The organism is Brachybacterium netajii (SeqCode) (assembly GCF_054114245.1).
Genome location: NZ_JBSYXB010000010.1, coordinates 1 through 23796 on the forward strand (window position 1 = coordinate 1; position 23796 = coordinate 23796).

At 71.3% G+C, this 23796-nt stretch carries 16 protein-coding genes; 5 read left to right on the forward strand and 11 right to left on the reverse strand.

Features of this window, described 5'->3' with window-relative positions; all coding sequences use genetic code 11:
- Positions 1 to 14: 14 nt before the first annotated feature.
- From rfbA to ACXET9_RS14535, 7 genes are all read right to left on the reverse strand, one after another.
- Positions 15 to 905 (reverse strand): glucose-1-phosphate thymidylyltransferase RfbA, encoded by an 891-nt coding sequence (gene rfbA, locus ACXET9_RS14505; RefSeq protein WP_457887397.1) that lies wholly within the window; start codon positions 903 to 905, stop codon positions 15 to 17.
- Positions 906 to 1041: 136 nt separating this feature from the next.
- Positions 1042 to 2205 (reverse strand): non-hydrolyzing UDP-N-acetylglucosamine 2-epimerase, encoded by a 1164-nt coding sequence (gene wecB, locus ACXET9_RS14510; RefSeq protein ID WP_457887398.1) that lies wholly within the window; start codon positions 2203 to 2205, stop codon positions 1042 to 1044.
- A 58-nt stretch (positions 2206 to 2263) separates the two neighbouring features.
- Complete coding sequence (locus tag ACXET9_RS14515; protein WP_457887399.1) at positions 2264 to 3109, reverse strand: ABC transporter ATP-binding protein; 846 nt, start codon at positions 3107 to 3109, stop codon at positions 2264 to 2266.
- A gap of 178 nt (positions 3110 to 3287) precedes the next feature.
- On the reverse strand, positions 3288 to 4172 hold the full coding sequence (locus ACXET9_RS14520; protein WP_457887400.1) for an ABC transporter permease: 885 nt from the start codon (positions 4170 to 4172) through the stop codon (positions 3288 to 3290).
- Positions 4173 to 4195: 23 nt separating this feature from the next.
- Positions 4196 to 6157 (reverse strand): glycosyltransferase, encoded by a 1962-nt coding sequence (locus ACXET9_RS14525; protein WP_457887401.1) that lies wholly within the window; start codon positions 6155 to 6157, stop codon positions 4196 to 4198.
- Positions 6158 to 6458: 301 nt separating this feature from the next.
- Positions 6459 to 11702 carry an SdrD B-like domain-containing protein gene (locus ACXET9_RS14530; RefSeq protein WP_457887402.1) on the reverse strand — a complete coding sequence of 1748 codons (5244 nt, stop codon included), beginning with the start codon at positions 11700 to 11702 and terminating at the stop codon, positions 6459 to 6461.
- Between the two features lie 566 nt (positions 11703 to 12268).
- Positions 12269 to 13384: a hypothetical protein gene (locus ACXET9_RS14535; RefSeq protein ID WP_457887403.1), complete on the reverse strand. Its 1116-nt coding sequence runs from the start codon at positions 13382 to 13384 to the stop codon at positions 12269 to 12271.
- Positions 13385 to 13451: 67 nt separating this feature from the next.
- On the opposite strand from ACXET9_RS14535, the gene ACXET9_RS14540 reads away from it, so the two are divergent.
- Entirely contained in the window at positions 13452 to 14639 is a 1188-nt protein-coding gene (locus ACXET9_RS14540) for an adenosine deaminase (RefSeq protein WP_457887404.1), read from the forward strand.
- 42 nt (positions 14640 to 14681) lie between these two features.
- Here the strand turns inward: ACXET9_RS14540 and ACXET9_RS14545 are convergent, their stop codons facing one another.
- The 4 genes from ACXET9_RS14545 to ACXET9_RS14560 form a co-directional block, all read right to left on the reverse strand.
- Positions 14682 to 15965, reverse strand: coding sequence for a glycosyltransferase family 4 protein (locus ACXET9_RS14545; protein ID WP_457887405.1), 1284 nt, complete (start codon positions 15963 to 15965; stop codon positions 14682 to 14684).
- Positions 15962 to 16420 (reverse strand): PRC-barrel domain-containing protein, encoded by a 459-nt coding sequence (locus ACXET9_RS14550; protein ID WP_457887406.1) that lies wholly within the window; start codon positions 16418 to 16420, stop codon positions 15962 to 15964. The genes ACXET9_RS14545 and ACXET9_RS14550 overlap by 4 nt, the downstream gene beginning before the upstream one ends.
- 291 nt (positions 16421 to 16711) lie before the next feature.
- Positions 16712 to 17857, reverse strand: coding sequence for an aspartate-semialdehyde dehydrogenase (locus tag ACXET9_RS14555; protein WP_457887407.1), 1146 nt, complete (start codon positions 17855 to 17857; stop codon positions 16712 to 16714).
- Positions 17854 to 19221: an aspartate kinase gene (locus ACXET9_RS14560; protein WP_457887408.1), complete on the reverse strand. Its 1368-nt coding sequence runs from the start codon at positions 19219 to 19221 to the stop codon at positions 17854 to 17856. The genes ACXET9_RS14555 and ACXET9_RS14560 overlap by 4 nt, the downstream gene beginning before the upstream one ends.
- Before the next feature lie 381 nt (positions 19222 to 19602).
- On the opposite strand from ACXET9_RS14560, the gene ACXET9_RS14565 reads away from it, so the two are divergent.
- Genes ACXET9_RS14565 through ACXET9_RS14580 form a run of 4 tightly spaced genes read left to right on the forward strand, consistent with a single transcriptional unit; the run spans position 19603 to position 23778 of the window.
- Complete coding sequence (locus tag ACXET9_RS14565) at positions 19603 to 20697, forward strand: ABC transporter substrate-binding protein (protein ID WP_457887409.1); 1095 nt, start codon at positions 19603 to 19605, stop codon at positions 20695 to 20697.
- On the forward strand, positions 20694 to 21788 hold the full coding sequence (locus tag ACXET9_RS14570; protein WP_457887410.1) for a FecCD family ABC transporter permease: 1095 nt from the start codon (positions 20694 to 20696) through the stop codon (positions 21786 to 21788). The genes ACXET9_RS14565 and ACXET9_RS14570 overlap by 4 nt, the downstream gene beginning before the upstream one ends.
- Entirely contained in the window at positions 21785 to 22840 is a 1056-nt protein-coding gene (locus ACXET9_RS14575) for a FecCD family ABC transporter permease (RefSeq protein ID WP_457887411.1), read from the forward strand. Before ACXET9_RS14570 ends, ACXET9_RS14575 begins: the two co-directional genes overlap by 4 nt.
- A 32-nt stretch (positions 22841 to 22872) precedes the next feature.
- On the forward strand, positions 22873 to 23778 hold the full coding sequence (locus ACXET9_RS14580; protein ID WP_457887412.1) for an ABC transporter ATP-binding protein: 906 nt from the start codon (positions 22873 to 22875) through the stop codon (positions 23776 to 23778).
- Positions 23779 to 23796: the final 18 nt, after the last annotated feature.

Consider the following 23796-nt stretch of genomic DNA (forward strand, 5'->3'; position numbering starts at 1 on the left):
AAGCAGATGGCGAGTCATGCCTCAGCACCTCCAGGGGTGGTCTCACGGTCGAGAACGTCGATCAGGTACTGACCATAACCGGACTTGACCAGCGGCTCAGCACACGTCCGCAGTTCGTCGTCGGACAGATATCCCATGCGCCAGGCGATCTCTTCGGGAGCCCCGATGGACAGGCCCTGGCGGTGCTGGACGGTGCGGATGAACTCGCTCGCAGATGCCAGATCATCGAAGGTCCCGGTGTCGAGCCAGGCCGTCCCTCGAGAGAGCACCTCCACCTGAAGAGTGCCGTCCTCGAGATATGTCCGATTCAGGTCGGTGATCTCGAGCTCGCCGCGAGCGGAGGGCGTCAGCGCCTTCGCGCGTTCCACCACCGTGCCGTCATAGAAGTAGAGGCCCGGGACGGCAAGATTCGACTTCGGGTGCTCGGGCTTCTCTTCCAGGGATAGAGCACGCCCATCGGCACCCATCTCGACGACGCCGTAGGCGCGAGGATCGCTGACCCAGTACCCGAAGACCGCAGCACCCTCGACCTTCGTGTAACGGCGCAACTGCGATCCCATGCCCTGTCCGTAAAAGAGGTTGTCGCCGAGGACCAGGGCGGCATGGTCACCGCCGAGGAACTCCTCCCCCAGTACGAAGGCCTGCGCGAGGCCGTCGGGCGACGGCTGCACGGTGTACTCGAGGTTCACCCCGAAGCGGGAGCCATCACCGAGGACACGCTGGAAGGCTTCGCGATCCTCCGGAGTGGTGATGACGAGGATGTCCCGGATGCCTGCCAGCATGAGCGTGCTGAGCGGGTAGTAGATCATCGGCTTGTCATACACCGGCATGAGCTGCTTGGAGACGCCGATCGTCAGCGGATGGAGCCGCGATCCCGTCCCTCCGGCGAGGATGATCCCGCGCATTGTCGAACCTCTTCTTCCAAGTGGAACATCAGTACAGCGTCATGAGCACACGTGCCGGGTGTTGCGCCCCGCCCCGACTGCACCTCGGAGCAGAGACACGTCGGGGTCGAGGGGATGCGAGAGGGTCTGCCCCTGATCAGGCGCCGAAGTCCTCTGGACGGTCGTGACCCAGGAACTTCCACTTCAGCGCACCGATGGTCCGGGCCGCGGCATTGCCGTCGCCGTACGGGTTCACCGCGTTGGCCATGCCGCCGTAGGCCTCGGCGGAGTCGAGCAGCAGCGAGACCTCGTCGACGAGGCGCTGACGGTGGGTGCCGATGAGCTTGACGGTCCCGGCGACGACCGCCTCCGGTCGTTCGGTGTTCTCGCGCATGACCAGCACGGGCTTGCCCAGGCTAGGGGCCTCCTCCTGGACGCCACCGGAATCGGTCAGGACGATGTCGGCGAGGCTCAGCGCGCGGGTGAACTCCGCATACGCGAGCGGCTCGATGAGCAGTACGTTCTCCAGCCCCTCGACCGCAGGGCGGATCGCCTTGCGCACCTTCGGGTTCTTGTGGATCGGGAAGACGACGGTGAGGTCGGGGTACTTGCGAGCCAGATCGGCGACGGCGGCGCCGATGTCGTCCATCGCATCGCCGAGGTTCTCGCGACGGTGCGCGGTCACGAGGAGCACGCGGCCGGCGGTCCCTGCGTCCTTCGCCGCCTGGAGTGCCTCGAGGCGCTCGTCCTCGAAGGTCACCTCGAGGTTGTCCGTGGCGAACATGAGGGTGTCGATGACGCTGTTGCCGGTCACGACGATGTCCTGCTCGGAGATCGCCTCGCGCGTCAGGTTGCCCTTGGAGGTATCCGTCGGAGCGAGGTGCAGCGCCGTGATCTGGCTGGTGAGCTTACGGTTCGCCTCCTCGGGGAACGGGGAGTTGATGTCGCCGGAACGCAGGCCCGCCTCGAGATGCACGACGGGGATCTGCCGGTTGAAGGCGGCGACCGCCGCGCCCATGACCGTGGAGGTGTCTCCCTGGACGATGACGGCGTCCGGAGTCTCGGCCGCGAGGATCCCGTCGATCCCGTCGATCACCTTGGCGACGATGCTGTTCAGCGTCTGCCCCTGGCTCATGATGTTCAGGTCATGATCCGGCACGATCTCGAACATCGTGTTGACCTGGTCGAGCATCTCCCGATGCTGGCCCGTCACGACGGCGATGCTCTCGAGATCGCTGTCAGCCTCGATCGCCTTGATGATCGGAGCGACCTTGATCGCCTCAGGTCGTGTGCCGTAGATGGTCATGACGCGGAATGCCATGGTGTCCCCTCTGGTGTGGTGCTGGTGTTCGGTGCTGTCCGGTCGCAGGCGAGCAGGATCAGTCGCTGTCGATGGACATGACCGTGCCCGGGAAGCGCCGGGCCTTCTGGTCCTGGGTGAAGAGATTGAGGAACGGATCCGGCTCGAGCTCGGGCAGCTTGCCGGGCGAGTCGTCGGTGTCATCGTCTCCCGGGAAGGTGAGCATGGATGTCGAGCGCGCTTCCTCGCCCTCGAGGACGGCATCGCGGAGCAGGCTGTGGGCCTTCGCGTCGTTGCCCTGAGCGAGGTTGTGGGCGAACCAGCGATATTTGCGGGCGACCTCGACGGCGTCGCCGTCGAGGACGACGCGTCCGCGCTCCATCCAGATCGCACGGGAGCACATGTTCTCGATGGTCTGCGCGGCGTGGTTCACCATGAACACGGTGCCGGCGTCCGCGAGCATGTCGTCCATCTTCTTGGCGGAGCGCTCCGAGAAGGTCGCATCACCGGTGGAGAGGGCCTCGTCGATCATGAGGATCTTGGGTTCTGCCATCACCGAGACGGCGAACTTCAGTCGGGCCCCCATACCGGAGGAGTACGTGCGCATCGGCAGGTAGATGGTCTCGCCGAGGGCGGAGAGCTCCGCGGCGGCACCGAACTTCTCATCGGCCTCGGCTGGGCTGAGGCCCATGGCGAGGAAACCCAGCTTGATGTTCTCCGCGCCCGAGAGCTCCGGGATCATGGCCGCGTTGACGCCGAGCAGCTGCGGGCGGGCGCTCGTGAGCACCACGCCGGAGGTCGGCGTCTCGACGCCAGCCAGGGTGCGCAGCAGGGTCGACTTGCCGGACCCGTTGCGGCCGATGATGCCGACGAACTCTCCCGAGCGCACCTGGAAGTCGATCCCGCGCAGGGCCGACACCGACACCACCTGACGCCTTTTGAGGAGCCGGCCGAGTCGGGACTTGCTCGGGGTCTTGTCGGAGCGAGGGGCTCGATAGCGCATGCGGATGCGATGGGCGACGACCGTGACCGGGGATTCCTCAGGGGCGACCCAGCGCTCGTCCGGGATCGGATCGTCGCTGCCTGCGCCGGAGGGTGATTGCTCAGCGGAGCTCTCGACCATAGCTGGCTTCCCCCTTCCAGAAGTAGATGAAGCCGAAGAAAGCGAAGCCGATGGTCCATGCGAGGGTGATCAGCCATGCGTCCGGCTCGGGGATCTGACCGTCGATGAGGACGGTGCGATACATGTCGATGATCTGGTAGAGCGGATTGATCTCGATGATCGCCATGATCGAGGGGTGGTCCACGAAGCGCTCGATCGGGAACATGACGCCGGAGCCGTACATGAGGAAGCGGCTGACGACGCCCAGCACCTGGGTCATGTCCGGGAAGTAGAACCCGATGCGAGCGGTGATGAACCGGATCCCCGTGTTCATGAAGCTGTGGATGACGAACAGCACCGGCACGAGCGTCCAGGTCAGCTGGGGCGGTGCGAACGGCGGGATCACGATGATCACGCAGCAGGTGATCGCCACGGTGATCGCGGAGGTGAGGATGTCCCTCAGCGACGCCGCTATCACGATCGCAGCACGTGGGAAGTTGAAGGCTCTGATCATCGCCTTCCCTGCATTAAGAGTTCCCGCACCGGCACCGATAGCACTGGAAGTCGATCGATACATCAGGATGCCGATGACGATGAAGGCCGGGAAGTTCTCGACACCGGCACGCGCGCCGAGCAGGAGACCGAAGATCACGAAGTAGAAGGACGCGTCGACCATCGGCCGAAGGATCAGCCAGAGGTTGCCCAGACGGTTGCGGGCGTTCTGGGTGGCGGCGCGATGCCGCGCGTCCATCCAGATGAAGTGGCGGCGCTCCCAGAGCTGCAGGATGTAGTCGCCGAGCGGCAGTCGCGTGCCGATCGGCCTCAGCTCGCTGGCGTCCAGACCGCGAGCCTCCAGCGCGCGCTTCACCTCGGCGACGCTGGTCACCTCGGTCGCTGCTGCTGCTCGGTTCATCGCTTCTTCCTCGTGGCGGCCGCTCGGTAGGTCCGGCGGTATCGACTCATCATGGGTGCCCAGCGCCGCTGGAGCGCCAGGCCGGCCCCGATGTCGATCTCTGTTGGACCATCGTCCATCTCGGGTCCATGCTCAGCGGCAAGGACTGCCAGATCGACGATCGCACCCGCCAGCGCCTCCACCGACTCCGGGGGCACGATCCTCGCACGGACGGTCCCCTCATCGTCCACCACGGTCTCCCGCAGCGCGGGCAGGTCGGACACGATCAGGGGGCGGCCGAGGGCCATGGCCTCGACGGGCTTCTGGGGCGTCACCGTGCGGGTGACCTCCACGTCCCGGCGCGGCACGACGACCACGTCGAGCGCTTCGACCCAGCGCCTCGCCTCGGTGCGGGGCACGCGGCCGGGCAGGTGCACGCGGTCGGCGATGCCGAGCTCGTCGGCGAGGGCGAGCAGGCCGGGGCGGGCGACGCCGTCGCCGGCGAGCACGACCGCGATCCGCTCGCGCAGCGCGGCCGGAGCAGCGACGACGTCCGCGTCAGCAGCGGCCCCGCCGTCGTCGGCCGCGCCCGTGCCCGTGCCCGTGCCCGTGCCGTGCACGATCCGCGCGACCGCACGCAGCAGCACGTCATAGCCCTCGTAGTCGACGAGGGCGCTGACGGCGCCCACGAGGAAGGCGTCGGCCCCGAAGCCCGGGGTCCCGGGGACGGGCGGGAGCGCGGCGAGGCCGGTGAGCTCGCGGGCGCGGGCGGCGGGGACGTGGTCCTCGAAGAGGGACTCGTCGACGCCGTTGGGGACGAGGGCGATCGCAGCGCGGTCGACACCGCGGGCGGCGAGCTCGTCGGTCATGGTGCCGGAGAGGGTGACCACGGCGTCGGCGTCGCGGGCCTGCTCCCCCTCCTTCGCGGCGATGCGATCATGGCGCTCGGAGGCGGCGGCCTCGGCGCGGGAGGCGTCGGTCTTGTGGGAGGCGACCCAGGTCTTCTCCATCAGGCCGCGCACCTCGAACACCCACGGCAGACCGGTGGCGTCGGAGACGGCCTGGGCGACCAGGGCGTTCTGGTAGTTCGTGGTGGCGTGCAGGACGTGCGGCCGGAACTCCTCGACGAGCTCGAGGGCCCGCTCGACCTCGGCCTCGAGCCTCTCCTGCATCGTCTGCGGGAGGCGGGCGGGGAGCGTGCGCACGTACCGGATGCCGTCGACCAGGTCCTCGTCGGCGGCGGTGGGGATGCCGACCATGACGGGATAGCCGGTGCGGGTGAGGGCGACGGACTGGATGCCCTGGTCGCGCAGCGCCGTGAGGATGCGGTGCGTGCGCAGCGAGTAGCCGGACTGGGTGTGGGGCAGGGAGTTCGTCAGCAGATGCAGGACCCGCAGGTCCTCGCCGTCGGCCGGCCCCTGCCCGGACGGTGCCGGGGAGGCGGGTGCGGCGACTCGCCGCACCGGTAGTCGGAACCCGGGTTCCAGCAGCCGCGCCTCGCTCCGCAGCCGACGGGCGTAGCGGGTCTCCTGCGCCCCGGCCTCGTCGAGCACGGCGAGGGCGGTGGAGATCGCGCCCCGCGACCAGGCGGCACGAGCGCGCGTCGGCGCCGGGGCGGACTCCGGCACCAGGTCCGTGCGGTCCAGCAGGATCGCGACCTCGCCCGCGAGCCGGGAGGGACGCCCGCTCGCGTTCGCGCGGACGATCGCCGCCTCGGCGGCTTCCTCGCGCCCGGCCATCACGGACCCGAGCGCTCCGATCGCGGGGAACGCGGACCCCGCCTTCTCGAGCGCGCGGCCGACGGCGATGCGGGGCCCGAACGGCAGACGCCGGCTCACCTGGATCGCCAGCAGCGCGGGATCGTCCGCGAGGTGCTGCAGCGCTGCCGTGGCCAGCAGACGAGCGTTCCGCAGGGACCGCGACGCGAGCGACCCGGGGCGGGTCGCCTGGCGTCGGCCGTCGAGGGCGGTCTGCTTCACGAGTCTGAGAATACCCAGACAGTCCGTCGGAGGACCGTCGCGTGTCACCGTTCCAGCAGGTCGCCGCGCCGCGTCATGCGAAAGGCCACGTTACCGCCCCGTTCGGATCCCTTCGGAACGTGAACAGTTCACCCGTTGTTCAGCATCGGGAGACCCCCGACGAGGGGAGGGATCCGGCAACGGCAGAGCCCCGGCCCTCCCCCTGAGGGGAGAGCCGGGGCTCTGTGCGGCTCAGCGCATGCGCCGAGCGGTCAGCGATCAGCCGTCAGTCGCAGATCGGCCGTCGGCCGTCAACCGCCGATCAGCCGTTGCGGCGACGGGTGCGCACGATCAGAAGCGCACCGCCACCGGCGAGCAGCAGACCCAGGGCGATGATGCCCGCCGCCTCGAAGCCCGTGCGAGCCAGGAAGCCCGGCTCCTCCGGCTGCGTGGGCTCCGCCGGCTCGGACGGCTCGGACGGCTCCGTGGGAGCGTCCTCGGCCGGAGCCTCCTCGGACGGGGTGTCCTCGGCCGGCTCCTGCGGAGACGTCGTCGGGGCCTCCTCCGACGGCTCGTCGGACGGCGACTCGGACGGGGCCTCGCTGGGCTCCTCGGACGGCTCCTCCGAGGGCACCTCGCTCGTCTCCTCCGACGGCTCGTCGGACGGGACCTCGCTCGGCTCCTCGGACGGCTCCTCGGACGGGACCTCGCTCGTCTCCTCAGAAGGCTCCTCCGAGGGCTGCTCGCTGGGCTCATCCGCCGGCTCCGGCTCGTCGGCGACGAAGCCGAAGTCCAGCGTCGGGTCGTGATCGCCGTCGGCGGTCAGGCCCTGGGTGTCCTCGGTCCACAGGGACGAGTCGCTCTCGCGGTCGCCCTCGCCGGAGATGGTCGGCGTGAAGCCGTCCAGCGCCTCGGCCGAGGCGTCCTCGTCGATGGTGACGGAGTAGTGCTGCTCGTCGTCGAGGACCGGGAGGTCCTCGAACACGTAGTAGCCGTCCTCGTCGGTCGTCACCGGCTCGACCTGCTCGCCGTCGACGTCCACCACGGGCTCGCCCTGCTCATCGGTGATCTCGAGGACCGTGCCGGGGATGCCGGGCTCGCGATCGTCCTGGCGGCCGTCCTGGTTCTCGTCGACCCACACGTAGTCGCCGATCGAGACCTTGCCGAGCGTCGGCTCCTCGGTCGGTTCCTCCGAAGGCTCCGGGGTGGTCGGCTCCTCCGTCGGCTCCGGGGTGGTCGGCTGCTCCGGCGTCGGCTCCTCGGAAGGCTCAGGCGTCGTGGTCTCCTCCGGTGTCGGCTCCTCGCTGGGCTGCTCCGTCGGCTCCTCGGAAGGCTCCGACGTGGTCGGCTCCTCCGTCGGCTCCTCGGTCGGCTCCTCGCTGGGTTCCGGCGTCGTGGGCTCCTCCGGCGCCGGCTCCTCGCTGGGCTCCTCGGACGGCTCCTCGATGGGCTCCGTGGGCTCCGGCGGGGTGGGCTCCTCCGTGGGCTCGGTCTCGTCGAGGACGAAGCCGAAGTCCAGCGTCGGATCGTGATCGCCGTCGGCGGTCAGGCCCTCCGAGGAGGCGCTCCAGGTGGAGGAGTCGCCGGCGCGGTCGCCCTGCTCGGCGATGGTCGGGCTGTAGCCCTCCAGCGCGTCGGCGGAGCGCTCGCGGTCGATGGTGACGGTGTAGGACTGGCCGTCCTCGAGCACCGGCAGGTTCTCGAAGATGTAGTAGCCCTCGCCGTTCGTGCCCGTGGGCTCGACCGGATCGCCGTAGACGTCCGTGACGGACTCGCCGTTCGGACCGGTGATCACGAGGACCACGCCGGGGATGGCGGGCTCGCCGTCGTCCTGGCGGCCGTCCTTGTTCTCGTCGACCCACACGTAGTCGCCGACGGAGACCTTGCCCGGCTCGGGCGCGGGCACCGGCGGGACGTCGCGGAGGATGACGCCGGCGTCCCACGTCGGGTCGATGCCCTCGGTGGCGAGCACCGTGGCCACGGTGTAGTCCGTCGTGAGCGCCGTGTTCGTGGCGTCGAGGGTGAACACCTCGGTGAGGCCCGTGACCGGGTCCGCGTCGGAGTCCGCCGCATCGTCGTCCCCGGCGTCGCGCGCCGTGAACGTGTAGAGCGCGGCCTGCTCGTCGGTCAGCACGAAGCCGACCTGGTAGTCGCCCGCGGGCAGCTCGTCGAACAGGTAGCGGCCGTGCTCGTCGGTCGTGGTCGTGGCGACCACGTCGCCCTCGCCGTCGTACAGGGTGACGGCGACGTCCCGGAGGACATCCTCGTCATCGCCCTGCACGCCGTCCTCGTCCGCGTCGATCCACACGTAGTCGCCGACCGCGTAGGTCACCGGCTTGAGGACGAACCCGAAGTCCAGCGTCGGGTCGTGCTGGCCGTCCTTCGTGAGGCCCTCGGAGGTCGCGAACCAGCTCGAGGAGTCGCCCTTGCGGTCGCCCTGGCCGGAGAGCGTGGGCTCGTAGGGCGCGAGCGGATCCGCCGAGGCGTCCTGGTCGATGGTCACGGTGTAGAACTCGCCGTCCTCGAGCACCGGGAGGTTCTCGAAGACGTAGTAGCCCTGGTCGTCCGTGCTGGTGGGTTCGACGGGCTCGCCGTTCACGTCCGTGACGGGCAGGCCGTCAGGGCCGGTCAGCACGAGGACGACGTCCTCGATGCCGGGCTCGCCGTCGTCCTGGCGGCCGTCGCCGTCGGTGTCGACCCACACGAAGTCGCCGACGGAGACCTTCCCGGGCTCCTCCACCGGGGTCTCCCCCGGGGTGTTGTAGAGGGTCGCGGCGCGCGAGCTGCCGTCGTCGCCGACGGTGACCTGCACGGTGTCGGTGCTGAGCTCGTAGCCGGCCGGGGCCGTGACCTCGCGGACCGTGTACGTGCCCGGCTCCTTGACCGTCACGTTCTTGACCTTGCCGTCGGCGTCGAGCACGCGCAGCGCGCCGTTCTCGACGAAGACGTCGTCGACGACGACGTCACCCGCCGCATCCAGGACCTGGAAGCGGGCGTCGCGGTCGGAGATGACGACGGCGGCGTCCGAGGCGTCGACCTTGTTGATCGTCAGCGGGTAGCCGTCGGTCGGGGTGACCGTCGCCGAGACGCCGGCGACCGTGTTCACGATCGGCTCATCGACGTCGTAGTCGGTGATCCGCACCAGGACGTTCACCGTCGGGTCGCCCTGCGAGGCGTCGAACAGGGTGCCGTCCTGCTGGGCGAGGATCACCGAGCCGCTGGGCGCGGCGTCCGATGGGGCCTCGTAGATCGCCTCGACGTTGCCGAGGAGGCTGCGGGTCTCGGTGCTCGGGTTCGCGGTGGTGTCGACCGCGTCATCGTCCACGAAGCCGAGGAACTCGACGCCCTCGGGCAGCGCGTCCACGACGTCGAACATCTCGACGCCGCCGTAAATGCCGTGCGGCACCAGCGTCAGCCGGTAGACGATCTGGTCGTTGACCAGCTGCTCGTTCTCGTCGAGCTCGAGGCGGAGGTTGTCGGTCCAGGTCTGGTTCGCGGTGTCGCGGATGGACTTGACGATCTCCATCTCATCGCCGAACGAGGTGGCCTCGGTGTACTTCTCGGACCAGAACTTCGCGGTGCCGTCCTCGCCGAACAGGGTCGCCTTGTTCGTGATGCGGAGGGTCGTCTTGCCGGTCAGCGGCTTCGTCGGGAGCGTGACGGTGATCGCGAGGCGCTGGTTCGCGCCCCACTCCTCGACCTGCGCGACGCCGGCCTCGGAGAGGGTGATCTCCAGGTCGCCGTCATCGTTCAGCGCGAGGTCGAACAGCGAGGAGTCCATCTCGCGCCACCAGGCGTACTGACCGGTGATCCCGGCCTCGATCGCGTCGAGGTCGGAGAGGTCGAAGGTGTTGTGGTCGATGTAGTCGACGATCGTGCTCTGCGCGAGGTCGACGCCGGCGGACTCCTCCACCGTGAAGGTGTAGGGCACCTCGACGACCTGACCGGGCTCGACGACGTACTCGTCGAGTCCGCCCGTGGTCTTGGTGAAGCGGCTCGCGTCGTTCCAGCCGTCCTCGCTCGTCCCGTGCGTGACGAGCTGGACGGTGCGGTTGTAGCCGTCGGTCTGCGTCCCGTTGTAGAGGATGTTCGCGCGGTTGGTGAGGCCGTAGGAGGTCACGCCGTTGGCCGAGGCGTTGCCCCAGAGGCCGTCGATCGTGGTGACCTGGGCCTTCAGGGTGATGACGGCATCCAGCGCGCTGTCGCTGCCGAGGTTCGCGAGGAACGTGTCACCGGAGAGGTAGTACGTGCCCACGTAGGCGTCGTCGGCGAGGAGCGCGGCGCGCTCCTGCCAGCTGAGCGTGTCGGCGTCGCCCGGGAGCGTCTGCAGGCGCGTGAGGGAGATGCCGGTGGAGGTGACGAGCTCGGCGCCGTCGGCCCAGGTCGTCTGCGCGGGCAGCGAGTCCTGGACGACGACGTTGGAGCTGAGCGTCCTGCGGTTGTTGCTGCCGTCGAACTCGGCGAGGTCCACCGTGATCGTGTAGTCGATCGGGAGGGCCGGGTCGAGGGTGCCGTCCTCGGCGGGCTCGACGTCCTGGCTCTCCCAGGACGCGCCCTTGCTGAGGACGTTGCCCATGTTCGGGCCGGCGGCTCCCGCGATGGTCCCGCCGATCGAGCGATCGGCGGTGCGCTCCTCGCCGCCCAGCAGGGCGGTGTTCTTCAGGGTGATCGCGTAGGAGGTGGCGTCGGCGGAGACGGCCTCATCGTAGGCGTCCTGGAGGCTCGCGCGCAGGGTCTCGAGCGCCGCGGCGTCCGCGATGGTCGCCTCGTAGGCGATCGTGGTCTGCGACTGGGCCGGGAGGTCCAGCGTGGCGCTGAAGGAGCTGCCGGAGACCGTGGCGCCGAGCGCCTGGCCGGTGACCTCGGTGCGGTTCAGCCCGTCCTCGTCCCAGGTGGTGCGGCTGTAGGACAGCGAGCCGTCGACGACGGTCAGCGGCGCGGGCAGCTGGTCGCTGATCGCGTAGTCGTCGACCGCGTCAGCGGTGTTGATGCTGAGCGTGTAGGGGATCGCGAGGCCGATGAGGTCGTCGGAGACGACGACCGTGCCGTTCTCGACGCTGACCTTGCCGTTCAGATCGACCCAGCCCGCGGACTTCCCGGACCAGTCGGAGACGTTGGCGAAGGAGTCGCCGCCGTCGCGGACGATGACGTCGCGCGAGGTCTTCTCGCCGTCGACCTTCCAGGTGATGGTGTCGTGGCTGCTGCCCTCGACCTCGCCCACCGTGAAGTCGAAGTAGACCAGGCCGTTGTTGACGCCGGCCGGCCACTCCTCGACGAAGGTGAAGGTGATCCGGTTCGGGTTGCTCGGATCGGCGACGATGCTCTCGATCGCGCTGGCGCCCGCGGGGACCGAGGGGATGGTCACGTTGTCGCTCAGCTCGATGGTGAAGCTCGAGCCCGGCACCGCATCGGTGCCGTAGGTGACCATGACGCGGTACGAGCCGCCCTCGTTGACGACGGTCGTGCCGTCATAGGTCTCGGAACCGGTGTCGACGTTGACGGCGACACCGGCAGGGGCGGCGCTGGCGGCCTGCAGGCCGAACAGGCCCGCGACGGCGACGAGCACGGCGACCGCGAAGGCGATCCCGACCGTCAGAGGCCGTCTGCGGAGGAGGAGTGGGGAGGCGGCCGCCGCTGAGGTCGGCGCCGCACCCCCTGGGGCTGGTGATCCGGAGGGACCGAAGCTCATGACCGTCCTTAGGTGGAGGGAGGGGATCAGGTGCGGGGAAGGCGGTCCAGGAACTGCAGACGAAGGACCGCGGAGTCCTCCCCGCCGCCTTACGCGTCGAGGAGGGGCGCCATGCCGTCCGAGAGGGGGCTGGAGACGGCAAACGCGCTTCATGGATAGCACACATATCGACGTAAGAGCGCAGGCCGCGATGACAGCGTGACCAATATGTCTCTTGCAGGCACAAAGTTATCTACTTGAGAGTAATAATGTGGCGCGAGTCATGACATACCGTCACGAACAGAGCTATGGCGGACATGGTCACAATCCGTGGTGCTGTCGGCCGCCCGTCGGCCGACGGACGACGACGCGCCGTCCGCCGGATCGGCGGACGGCGCGTCGTGGGGCGCGGGGCGGAACCGCGCGGCGGCCGCGCGGCGGACGGCGGCCGCGCGGCGGTGGGCTCAGGGGGTCTCGAGCACCGTCCCCTGGGCGTCGGCGTGGAGGCTGCCGTTCGCGTAGGGGGTGTTGAGGTAGACGCTCAGGCGCAGCTGCGTCGTGGTGCCGGTGGAGCGGCTCGCCGAGGCGTGCTGGATCTCGCCGCGCATGTCGTCATCGGTGAAGCCGAGCTGGTCCCGGGCGGTGGTGAAGAGCGTCGGGATGATCGTCCAGTCGACCTCGGAGAGGTCGAACTCGTCGGCCTGCTCCGGCTGGATCGTCGCCGGACGCGTCTCGTCGATGCGGCCGCCGCGGATCGTGAGGGTGTCGTAGGTGGTGGCGCCCGGGGCCGTCGGCACGTCGACCTCCATCCAGCCGTCGTAGATCAGCACGGAGGTGACGGTGGTGCCGATCTCGCCCTCGAGGGAGGCGAGGGCGTCGGCCGCGCGCTCGGGGCCGCGGAGGTAGGAGGCGAGGTCCTCGCCGTCGAGCAGGGAGAGCACATGCGCTTCGAGCTCGCCCCGCCACGGCCAGGAGACCAGCGAGAAGGAGGCGACGCCGACGGTCGCGAACAGCAGGCGGCGCGTGGCCCGGAAGCGTCGGCCGACGGGGATCAGCGGACGCTCGACCCCGGGGACCTTCTGGTCCACGTCCCGCTCCCACTGCGGCGCGTCGGGGCTGAGGCCCGTGCGCATCGGCGGCGGTTGCTCGTCGACCACCGCGATGTTCGGGGCGTCCGGCGCGAGGCGCACCACCGCGAGCACCGAGCCGACCTGCCAGCGGGGCAGGTCCGGCAGGTCCAGGAGCCGGCGCAGCGTCGTGCGGTAGGCGGCGTGGTCGCGGGCGTCGACGAGGAGCTCGACCTCGTACTGGTCCACGCCGTTGATCTCCAGGCCCGTGCGCCGCAGCGACAGCACCCCGGCCGCATGGATCCCGCCCTCGGCCCGCGCACGCTCGACCGCCGCCGGCTTCGGGGTCCCGTCGGACAGCAGCAGTCCGGACAGCGAGCCGATCGTCAGCGGGAGCGCGACGATGAAGCCGACGATCGCCACCCACAGCAGCCCCATGGAGCCGGTGGTGATGACGATCGCGAGCGCCGCGAGCGCGGCTCCCCACGCGATGGCGGCGATGATCCTGAACACACCCCTATTCTGCGGGATCCGCCGGAGCGGCGGCGCCGTGCACCCGGTGTTCGCCTATCCTTCCCGGATGGCGCACCCCACCGACTCCCCGGCTGACCCCCCGGCCACCCCCACGGCAGGCCCCACGGCCGCCCCCGCCGACTCCCCCGCCGGGCTCACCGCCCTCATCCGGAGCCTGCCCACGGCCGCCCTCCACGACCATCTCGACGGCGGCCTCCGCCCCGAGACCGTGATCGACCTCTGCCGGGCCCGCGGGATCGAGCCGCCCGGCGCCGACGCCGGAGCCGTCGCCGACTGGTTCGCCGACGCCGCCGACTCGGGCTCCCTGCCCGCCTACCTCTCGACCTTCGACCGCACCCTCGCGATCATGCAGACCGCCGAGGAGCTGCGGCGCATCGCCCGCGAGTTCGTCGAGGACATGGTCGCCGACGGCGTCGTCTACGCCGAGACCCGCTGGGCCCCTGAGCAGCACACGCGCGAGGGCCTCACCCTCGAGGACGCCGTGCAGGCGGTGCAGGACGGCCTCGACGACGGCGTCCGCGCCGCGCGCGCCGCGGGCAGCCCGATCGTCGTCGGCCAGCTGCTGTGCTACCTCCGCCATCTGGAGCCGACGGGCGCGCTCGTCGACATCGCGGCCCGGCGCCGGGGCACGGGCGTCGTCGGCCTCGACCTCGCCGGCCCCGAGGCCGGCTTCCCCGCCGAGCCCTTCCGCCCGCATTTCGAGCGGGCCCGCGCGCTGGGCGTGCGCGTCACAATCCATGCCGGCGAGGCCGACGGCGTCTCCTCGATCGCCGAGGCCCTCGACTGCGGCGCCGAGCGGATCGGCCACGGCGTCCGCCTGCTCGAGGACATCGAGGTCGACACGGGCGCCGACGCGACGGGCGGCGACGAGCGCGTCCGCTTCGGGGCGACCGCGGCGCGGGTGCGCGCGGAGGGGATCTGCCTCGAGGTGTGCCCGAGCTCGAACCTGCAGACGGGCGCCGCGCCCAGCATCGCCCTGCACCCGGTGGGGCCGCTGCTGCGGCACGGCATCCCTCTCGCCGTCAGCTCCGACAACCGCCTCATGAGCCGCACCAGCACGACGCGCGAGCATGCGCTCGCGGCCGAGGCCTTCGGCTGGACCCTCGAGGACCTCGAGCGGATCACCGTCACCGCGATCTCCGCAGGCTTCGCCCCGGAGGAGGAGCGCCGGGCGCTGCTCGAGGACGTCGTCCGCCCCGCCTACGCGCGGGCGCGCGCCGCGCAGCAGGGCTGAGCCCGCGCGCCGGCGCCCGTCGGCCCGCGGCCTGCGCGCCGGTCAGTCGGTGACGGCGCGGAGGATCTCGAGGTAGCGCGCGGCGAGGAGGTCGTCGTCGGCGTTCGCGGCGACCCAGGCGCGGCCGGACTCGCGGGGCGCCGCGCGGCGGCGGTCCTCGGCGAGGGCGCGCCACAGCTCGACCAGGGCGTCCTCGTTCTCCGGCGGGACCACGTCGCCGGCGCCGGCCTCGGTGACGACGTCGGCGGCCTCGCCGTGGAGCATGGCGGTGATGTGCCGGCCGGTCGCGAGCATCTCGTAGAGCTTCGAGGGGACGGTCCACGCGAAGGGCGCCCAGTCGCGCAGCGAGACCACGACGGTGTCGGCCCAGCGGTACTGCGCACCGACGCCCGAATGGGGGATCCGCGGGAGCACCTCGACGGGGGCGTCGAGCTCCTCGGCGAGGGCCGCGAGCGCCGCGGACTCGACGCCGTGGCCGATCAGGCGGACGTCGACCTCGACGCCCTCGCGGCGCAGCCGCGCGGCAGCCCGCACCACGGTGTCCAGGCCCTGCGAACGGCCCATGTTGCCGAGGTAGAGGCAGCGCAGCTCGCGATGGTCGCCCACCGGATGGTCCTCGAGCCGCGGAACGTGCGGCAGGTCCGTGCCGTTGCGGACGACGGCGACCTCGCGGATCCCGCGCTCGCGCAGCACCTCGGCGAAGAGATCGGTGGTGGTCACGACGGTGCGGGCGGCCCGCTGCCAGCCCGTGACCTCGCCGTGGACCATGCCCTTCGCACGGCCGATCGCCCAGCCGAGGCCGAGCCGCAGCAGCGTCGGATCCGGGGCGTGGGCGATGTCCGCGGGGACGGCGCCGGCGGGGCCGACGTGCGTGACGAGGTCCGGCCAGGCGTCGCGCATCTCGGCGACCAGCGGCACGTCCCAGTGCCGGGACAGCAGACGCCCGACGAGCAGGGTGGGGATCGCCGGAGCGGTCGCGACGATCACGTCGGGCCGGTGCTCGGGACGGCGGAAGCGGCGCAGCAGCAGGCGGAGGGCGTCGGCCGCGGCGACCATGTGGTCGGCCGTGCGGGAGACGATGTCGGCCCGATGCGGGAGATAGGCGGTGCGGATCACGGTCTCGCCGTGCAGTCCCCGCTCGACGCGGCCCGCGCGATGCGCGCGCGCCTGCTCGGGGGTCGGCCGCCCGGCCGGATAGTGCGGCACCGGGGCGGCGACGGTGACCTGGTGGCCCTCGGCGAGGAAGCGTTCGATGAGCGCTCCCCAGCGGCGCTGCGGGGCGCCGAACTCGGGCTCGTAGTAGTGGCTGATCAGCAGGATCCTCATCCGGCGGCGCCTCCTTCGGCGGCCTCGTCCGCATCGTCGGTCGCGGCATCGGTCGCGCCGTCGGTCGCACCGTCGATCGCGTCGTGGCCGCTGAGGCCGAGGGCGCGGGCGGCGGCGACGAGCTCCGCCGGGGTCAGATGGCGGGTGTCGGGCGGGGTCATGCCGCCGCGCAGGGCCGCGGCCGTGACCCGCAGCCGCACCTCGCCGGAGCGGTCGTCGGCCGACTCATCGCGGATCGCCGTGAACAGGGTCTCCCCCACGATCGCCGCGGCCGGCACCAGGTGCTCGCGGCGGCGCAGCTTCCCGCGGACGACGGTGACGGCGTCCAGCCGGCCCGTCGCGTCCCCGAGGTAGATGTCGCGGATGCGGCCGACGGCGGTGCCGTCGCTCGCGACGACCGCGGCGCCCTCGAGATCGATGACATGCGGCGGCAGCGGCAGCGTGGTGCCCGTCATGACCTGCTCCTCCTGCGTCCGCGCGTCGGTCCCGCGGAGCCTGCTGCGGCAGGCCGGCGGTCCGGCGCAGTGCTCCTGCGTCTCCCTCGCCCGTCGGCGCGACTGCGCGCTCGGGCGCCGTCGTCGGAGCGACGGAACCCCCTTACCACGAGAGACTCCGAGCATCCTCTCATGACGCGGGGAGTTCCCGAGAGCGCGATCAGCGTCCGGCCCCTGCCGGAACGTCGACGGGCCGACGCCGGATCATCGGATCCGGCATCGGCCCGTCGCATCAGCGGGGGAACCCTCGACTCAGGCGCGCGCCTGCTCGATGAGCACCTCGGTGATCTGGATGGCGTTGAGCGCCGCGCCCTTGCGCAGGTTGTCGGCGACGGCGAAGAGGATCAGGCCCTTGCCGCCGGGGACCGACTGATCCTCGCGGATGCGGCCCACGAAGGTGCCGTCCTGGCCGGCGGCCTCGAGCGGCGTCGGCACGTCGACGACGGTCACGCCGGGGGCGGCGCCGAGCAGCTCGCGGGCGCGCTCGGGGGTGATCGGACGGTCGAACTCGGCGTGGATCGCCAGCGAGTGGCCGGAGAACACGGGCACGCGCACGCAGGTGCCGGCGACCGGGAGGTCCGGGATGCCGAGGATCTTGCGGGACTCGTTGCGGAGCTTCTGCTCCTCGTCGGTCTCCTCGGAGCCGTCGTCGACGATGCTGCCGGCCATGGCCAGCACGTTGTAGGCGATCGGCTTGACGTAGACCTCGGGGTCGCCGAGCTCCACGGCGGAGCCGTCCAGGGCGAGCTTCTCGACGTCGTCGATGCCCTCGCGCAGCTCGCGCGCGAGCTCGGCGACGCCCGCGACGCCCGAGCCGGAGACGGCCTGGTAGGTCGCGACCTTCAGACGGGTCAGGGTCGCCTCGTCGTGCAGGGGCTTGAGCGAGGGCATCGCGGCCATCGTCGTGCAGTTCGGGTTCGCGATGATCCCGCGGGGACGCTCGGCGGCGGCCTCGGGGTTGACCTCGGCGACCACGAGCGGCACCTCGGGGTCCTTGCGCCACGCCGAGGAGTTGTCGACGACGACGGCGCCGGCCGCCGCGAAGCGCGGGGCGAGGGCCGTCGAGGTCGAGCCCCCGGCGGAGAAGATCGCGATGTCGACGGTGCTGCCCGCGGAGGAGATGTCCGCGGTCTCGGCGTCCTCGACGGTGATCGGCAGGCCCGCGTACTGGACCGTCGTGCCGGCGCTGCGCGCCGAGGCGAAGGCGCGGATCCGCGAGTGCTCGACGGCGCGGTCCGCCAGGAGCTGCAGCATCACGCGGCCGACCTGGCCGGTGGCGCCGACGACGGCGATGACGGGCCCGTCGGCGCGGTAGCCGGGGGTGCGCGACTGGTCGACGTCGACCGCCGGGAACAGGCGGTCGGTGCTGGTGCTGGTGCTGGTGCTGGTGCTGGTCATCGTCCGGTCCCTCCGTAGACCACGGCCTCGGTCTGGTCGGCGTCGAGCCCGAAGGCCGAGTGCACGACGCGCACGGCGTCGTCCAGCTGGGCCTGCGAGGTGACCACCGAGATGCGGATCTCCGAGGTGGAGATCATGTCGATGTTGATGCCGGCCTCGCCGAGCGAGCGGAACAGCTTCGCCGAGACGCCGGGATGCGACTTCATGCCCGCGCCGATCAGGCTGAGCTTGCCGATCAGCGGGTTGTAGCGGACCTCCGTGTAGCCGATCGTGTCGTGCGCCTTCTCGATCGCGGCGATCGCGGCCGGCACGTCGGACTCCGGGAGCGTGAGCGAGATGGCGACGGTGTCGTCGACCGTCGAGGAGTTCTGGACGATCATGTCGATGTTCGCGCCCGAGGAGGCGACGACGTCGAACAGGAGCGCCGCCTTGCCGGGCTCGTCCGGCACCTCGACGACGGTGATCTTGCCCTCGCTGCGGTCGTGCGCGACGCCCGCGATGATCGGGGCCTCGAGGCCGGAATCGGAGGTGGGTGCCACGGGGAGCTCCTTCGTGGGGTCGGCGGCGTCGCGGCGGACGACGTCGGCGGTGCGGATGGTGACGGTCGGGTCGACGGGGATCACGCGCTCGGGATCGTCGGAGACGATCGTGCCGAGGCGGCCCGAGTACGAGCTGCGCACATGCAGCGGGATCCCGTAGCGGCGCGCGTACTCGACGCTGCGCACCATGAGGATCTTCGCGCCGTTCGCGGCCAGGTCCAGCATCTCCTCGCAGGAGATCAGCGGCACGCGGCGCGCCGAGGGGACGATGCGGGGGTCGGCGGTGAACACGCCGTCGACGTCGGAGTAGATCTCGCAGACGTCGGCCTCGAGCGCCGCGGCGAGCGCGACGGCGGTCGTGTCGGAGCCGCCGCGGCCGAGGGTCGTGATGTCCTTCGAGGTCGCCGAGACGCCCTGGAAGCCGGCGACGATCGCGACGGCGCCCTCGTCGAGCGCATCGCGGATGCGGCCCGGGGTGACCTTCTGGATCAGTGCGCGGCCGTGGACCTCGTCGGTGATCAGGCCGGCCTGCGAGCCGGTGTAGGCGCGGGCTTCGACGCCCAGGGCGTTCAGCGCCATCGACAGCACGGCCATCGAGATGCGCTCGCCGGCGGTGAGCAGCATGTCGAGCTCGCGCGGCGGCGGGGCGTCGGTGATCTGCTCGGCGAGATCGATGAGCTCGTCGGTGGTGTCGCCCATCGCGGAGACCACGACGACGACCTCGTGGCCGGCCTTGCGGTACAGGGAGATCCGCTGGGCGACGCGCTTGATCGAGTCGGCGTCCGCGACCGACGATCCTCCGAACTTCTGGACGACCAGGCTCATCGAGTGGGCTCCTTCTTGTGGCTTCGGGTGCTGCCGGATCCCCCGCGAGGACCCGGCGCGGTGCGGGGCGCGCGGCGGGACGCCTGACCCCGCAGTGTACGAGTCGTCTCCATCCTGACAGCAGACCGGGCCCGGGCGTGAGACGCGGGTGATCTGCGGCACTCTTCCGCCCCGAGATCGCGCGGGGATCGCGCGGGAAACACACGGAGTTCGCGCCGTGACCGCACCGTCACCGTCGGTATGACCCACGGAACACCGGCTTCCGCCGCATTAGCCCCTCCGCCTATTCTCCTTCTCGTTAAGGCAAGCCTTAGCTACCCTCATCGCCGGGGGCCGCCCCGCTGGTCGGCCCGCCGGGCCGCCCGACGAAAGGACCCCCTCATGACCCCCTCGCTGCGCCGCCGGAGCCTGTTCGGCATCGCCGGGCTCGGAGCCGTCGCCCTGACGGCCGCCGCCTGCACCTCCGACGAGAGCGCCGACGCCTCGGGCGCCTCCGACGCCGGCTCCGGCTCCGGCTCCGGCTCGGACGGGAGCGCGCTGCTGCCCGCCGCCGAGGGGACCACGCAGTACCCGCTGACGCTCACCACCCCGTGGGGCGAGACCGTCCTCGAGGAGCGCCCGACGCGCATCGCCACGATCGACGGCATGATGAACACGCTGCAGATCGTCGTCGCCCTCGGCGGCGTGCCGGTCGCCGCGCCGGAGTTCGCGGACTTCTGCCCGTGGATCACCGAGGCCCTGGACGGCGAGGTCGAGACCGTGTTCACCACGGAGCAGGACTCCGCCTTCCCGGTCGAGACCATCGCCGCCGCCAAGCCCGACCTGATCATCGCCCTGAACTCCGAGGGCATCGGCGACTTCTACACGCAGCTCGCCTCGATCTGCCCGGTGCTCGCCGCGCCCTCCGAGGAGGAGCAGCAGCAGACCTGGGAGGAGCAGCTGCCGCTGATCGCCGAGGCCCTGGACCTCCAGGCCGCGGGCGAGGCCGCGCAGGCCGCCCACCACGAGAAGATCGCGGCCATCGCCGAGGAGCACCCCGAGTTCGCCGGCTCCACCGTGTCCTTCTCGCTGTTCTACGGCGACGGCGACCTCGTGTACTTCTCCTCCGCCGGCTCCGACGCCGAGGCCCTGTTCCTCGGCCTCGGCTTCTCGGCGAACCCGCTCGCCGAGCAGTTCGTCGACGACTCCGTGGTCAGCTCCGAGCTGCTCTCGCAGCTGGACGCCGACGTGATCCTGCTGGCCGACAACTCCGACGGCGCCATCCAGGAGAAGGTCATCGACCAGCCCCTCTTCCAGGAGCTCACGGCCGTGAAGGAGGATCGCCTGATCCTCATCGAGAACAACAGCACCTCCTTCACGATCGACGGCACCGAGACCGCCGGCAACCTGCCCTGGGGCCTCGCGCGTCCGGGCATCCTCTCGACCCCGTGGGTCGGCGAGCAGCTCGCCCCGGTCCTGGCCTCGACGCTGGCGTGACCCCGACGGCCGCCACGGCGCCGACGAGCGCCGGGCCGACGGGCGCCGGTCCGTCGGCCGCGGAGCCGACGGCCGGGGTGCGGCGCGCCCCGGCCGCCGGTCGGCGCCGCGCGCTGGGCCTGCTCGTGCTGCTGGCGCTGTTCGCGCTGGCGCTCGTGCTGTCCGTCGCCTACGGTGCGAACCCGATCCCGGTGCCCGAAGCCCTCGGCAGCCTCCTGCACCGCGACTCCTCCGAGGCGTCGGTGATCGTGTGGACGCAGCGGATCCCCCGCACGATCGTCGGGATCGCCGTCGGCGTCGCCTTCGGGGTCGCCGGCGCGCTCATCCAGGCGATCACCCGCAACCCGCTCGCGGACCCCGGGATCCTCGGCGTGAACGCCGGCGCGGGCTTCGCGGTCACCGTCGGCGTGGGCCTGTTCGGCGTCAGCTCGATCACCGGCTACGTCTGGTTCGCGTTCCTCGGCGCGGCGGCGACGACCGTCGGCGTCTACCTCATCGGCTCGATGGCCCGCAGCGCGTCCTCGCCCGTCACCCTGGTGCTCGCGGGCGTCGCCCTCGGGGCCGTGCTCAACGGCCTGTCCTCGCTGCTGCAGCTGCTCGACGAGGACACCTTCCGGTCGATCCGCAGCTGGGGCCTCGGCGCGATCGACCGCACCTCGCTGGCGGAGACGCTCGGCGTGCTGCCCTTCCTCGTCGTCGGCCTCGTGATCGCGATCCTGCTGTCGGGGAGCCTGAACTCCGTCGCCCTCGGGGACGACCTCGCCGCCTCGCTCGGCACGAACGTGGTGCGGGTGCGGATCCTCGGGATCGTCGCGGTCACGCTGCTCGCCGGCGGCGGCACCGCCCTCACCGGCGGCATCGGCTTCCTCGGCCTGATGGTCCCGCACGTGGTGCGCTGGATCGTCGGCCCCGATCAGCGCTGGATCATCGCCTATTCGATCCTGCTGGCGCCGACGATGCTGCTGGGGGCCGACGTCATCGGCCGCGTCGTCGCCCGCCCCAGCGAGCTCGAGGTCGGGATCGTCTGCGCGGTCGTCGGCGCCCCCGTGCTCATCGCCCTCGTGCGCCGACGGAACGTGAGCGGACTGTGAGCATCTCCTTCGGCACCCCCACGGCGGTGCTCCGCACCCCCGCCTTCTCCACGCGCGTGGCGCTGCGCCCGCTGATCAGCTCCGGGATCATGCTGGCCGTCGCGCTCGCCTCCGCGATCGCGGCCCTGCAGTTCGGCGACTACCCGCTGAGCATCCCCGAGGTGATGCGCGCCCTCCTCGTCGCCGACGACTCCTTCTCCCGCACCGTCTTGCTCGAGTGGCGCCTGCCGATCGCCCTGTCGGCGCTGCTGTTCGGGGCCCTGCTCGGCGTCGGCGGCGCGATCTTCCAGTCGCTGACGCGGAACCCGCTGGGCTCCCCCGACGTCATCGGCTTCGACGCCGGCTCCTACACCGGCGTCGTCGTCACCGTGCTCGTCCTCGGCGTGGTGGGCGTGCAGGCCCTCGCGACGGCCTCGCTGCTCGGTGGCCTCGCCACCGCGATCGTCGTCTACCTGCTCTCCCACCGGCGCGGCGTGCAGGGGTTCCACCTGATCATCGTCGGCATCGGCGTCTCGGCGATGCTCGGCTCGATCAACGCGTACCTCATCACCCGCGCCGACATCTCCGATGCGATGACGGTCGGCTTCTGGGCCGCCGGATCGCTCTCCCGGATCACCTGGACGACGCTGCAGCCGGTCGCCGTCATGGCCGCGGTCGTGCTGCTCGCCGCCGCGCTCATGAACCGCTCCCTCGAACGGCTCGAGCTCGGCGACGACGCCGCCACCACCCTCGGCACGAGCCCCCAGCGCACCCGCGTGATCCTGCTGGTCGTGGGCGTCGCGACGACGGCGCTGGTGACCGCCGCCGCCGGCCCCATCGGCTTCGTCGCCCTGGTCGCCCCGCAGCTCGCCCGACGCCTCACCCACTCGGCGGGCGCCGGACTGCTCGGCGCCGCCTGCATGGGCGCCGCCCTGCTCTCCCTCGCGCACCTGCTCTCGCTCGTGCTCAAGGTCGGCAACGCGAGCGTCCCCGTCGGCCTGATCACCGTGTGCGTCGGCGGCTGCTACCTGATCTACCTGCTGATCCGCGAAGCCCGGACGCGAGCGGCATGAGCCCCGACGACCCGACCCTCCCCAGGAGAGGCATGACCACCACCCTCGACCACGCATCCGCCCCGGATCCGACGGACGGCGCACCCGCACCGTCGGCCAGCGCGCCCGCCCCGTCGGCCGACGGACGGGCCGGCGCAGGCACCGGCGCGCCGCTGCTCGCGGCGCAGGACGCGACCTTCGGCTACGACCGGCACGTCATCTCCGAGGGCCTCGACGTGGAGATCCCGCCGGGCTCCTTCACGGCGATCATCGGCCCCAACGGCTGCGGCAAGTCGACGCTCCTGCGCGGCCTCGCCCGCGTGCTCGCGCCCGCGAAGGGCCGCGTGGTCCTCGACGGCCGCGAGATCCGCCGCTTCCGCTCCAAGGAGATCGCCCGACGCCTGGGCCTGCTCCCCCAGACCTCGCTCGCGCCCGACGGCATCCGCGTCGCCGACCTGGTCTCCCGCGGCCGCGCCCCGCGCCAGGGCCTCATCCAGCAGTGGCGCACCGAGGACGAGGACGCCGTCGCCGCGGCCCTCGCCGCGACCGGTCTCACGGACCTCTCCGACCGTCTCGTCGACGAGCTCTCCGGCGGCCAGCGGCAGCGGGTGTGGGTCGCGATGCTGCTCGCCCAGCAGACCGGCATCATGCTCCTGGACGAGCCGACGACGTTCCTCGACATCGCCCACCAGTACGAGCTGCTGGACCTCTTCGCGGATTTCCATGACGACGGCACGACCGTCGTCGCCGTGCTCCACGACCTCGCCCAGGCCTCCCGCTACGCCGACCATCTCGTGGTCATGAAGGAGGGCCGGGTGATCACGACGGGCACCCCGCACGACGTCATCACCGTGGAGCTCGTGCGCGAGGTCTTCGGCCTCGAGTGCATCGTCGCCGCGGACCCGGTCACCGGCACCCCCACCGTCGTGCCGCTCAGCGGGCGCCGCCGGAAGAGCTGAACAGGCGCCGCCGGACGG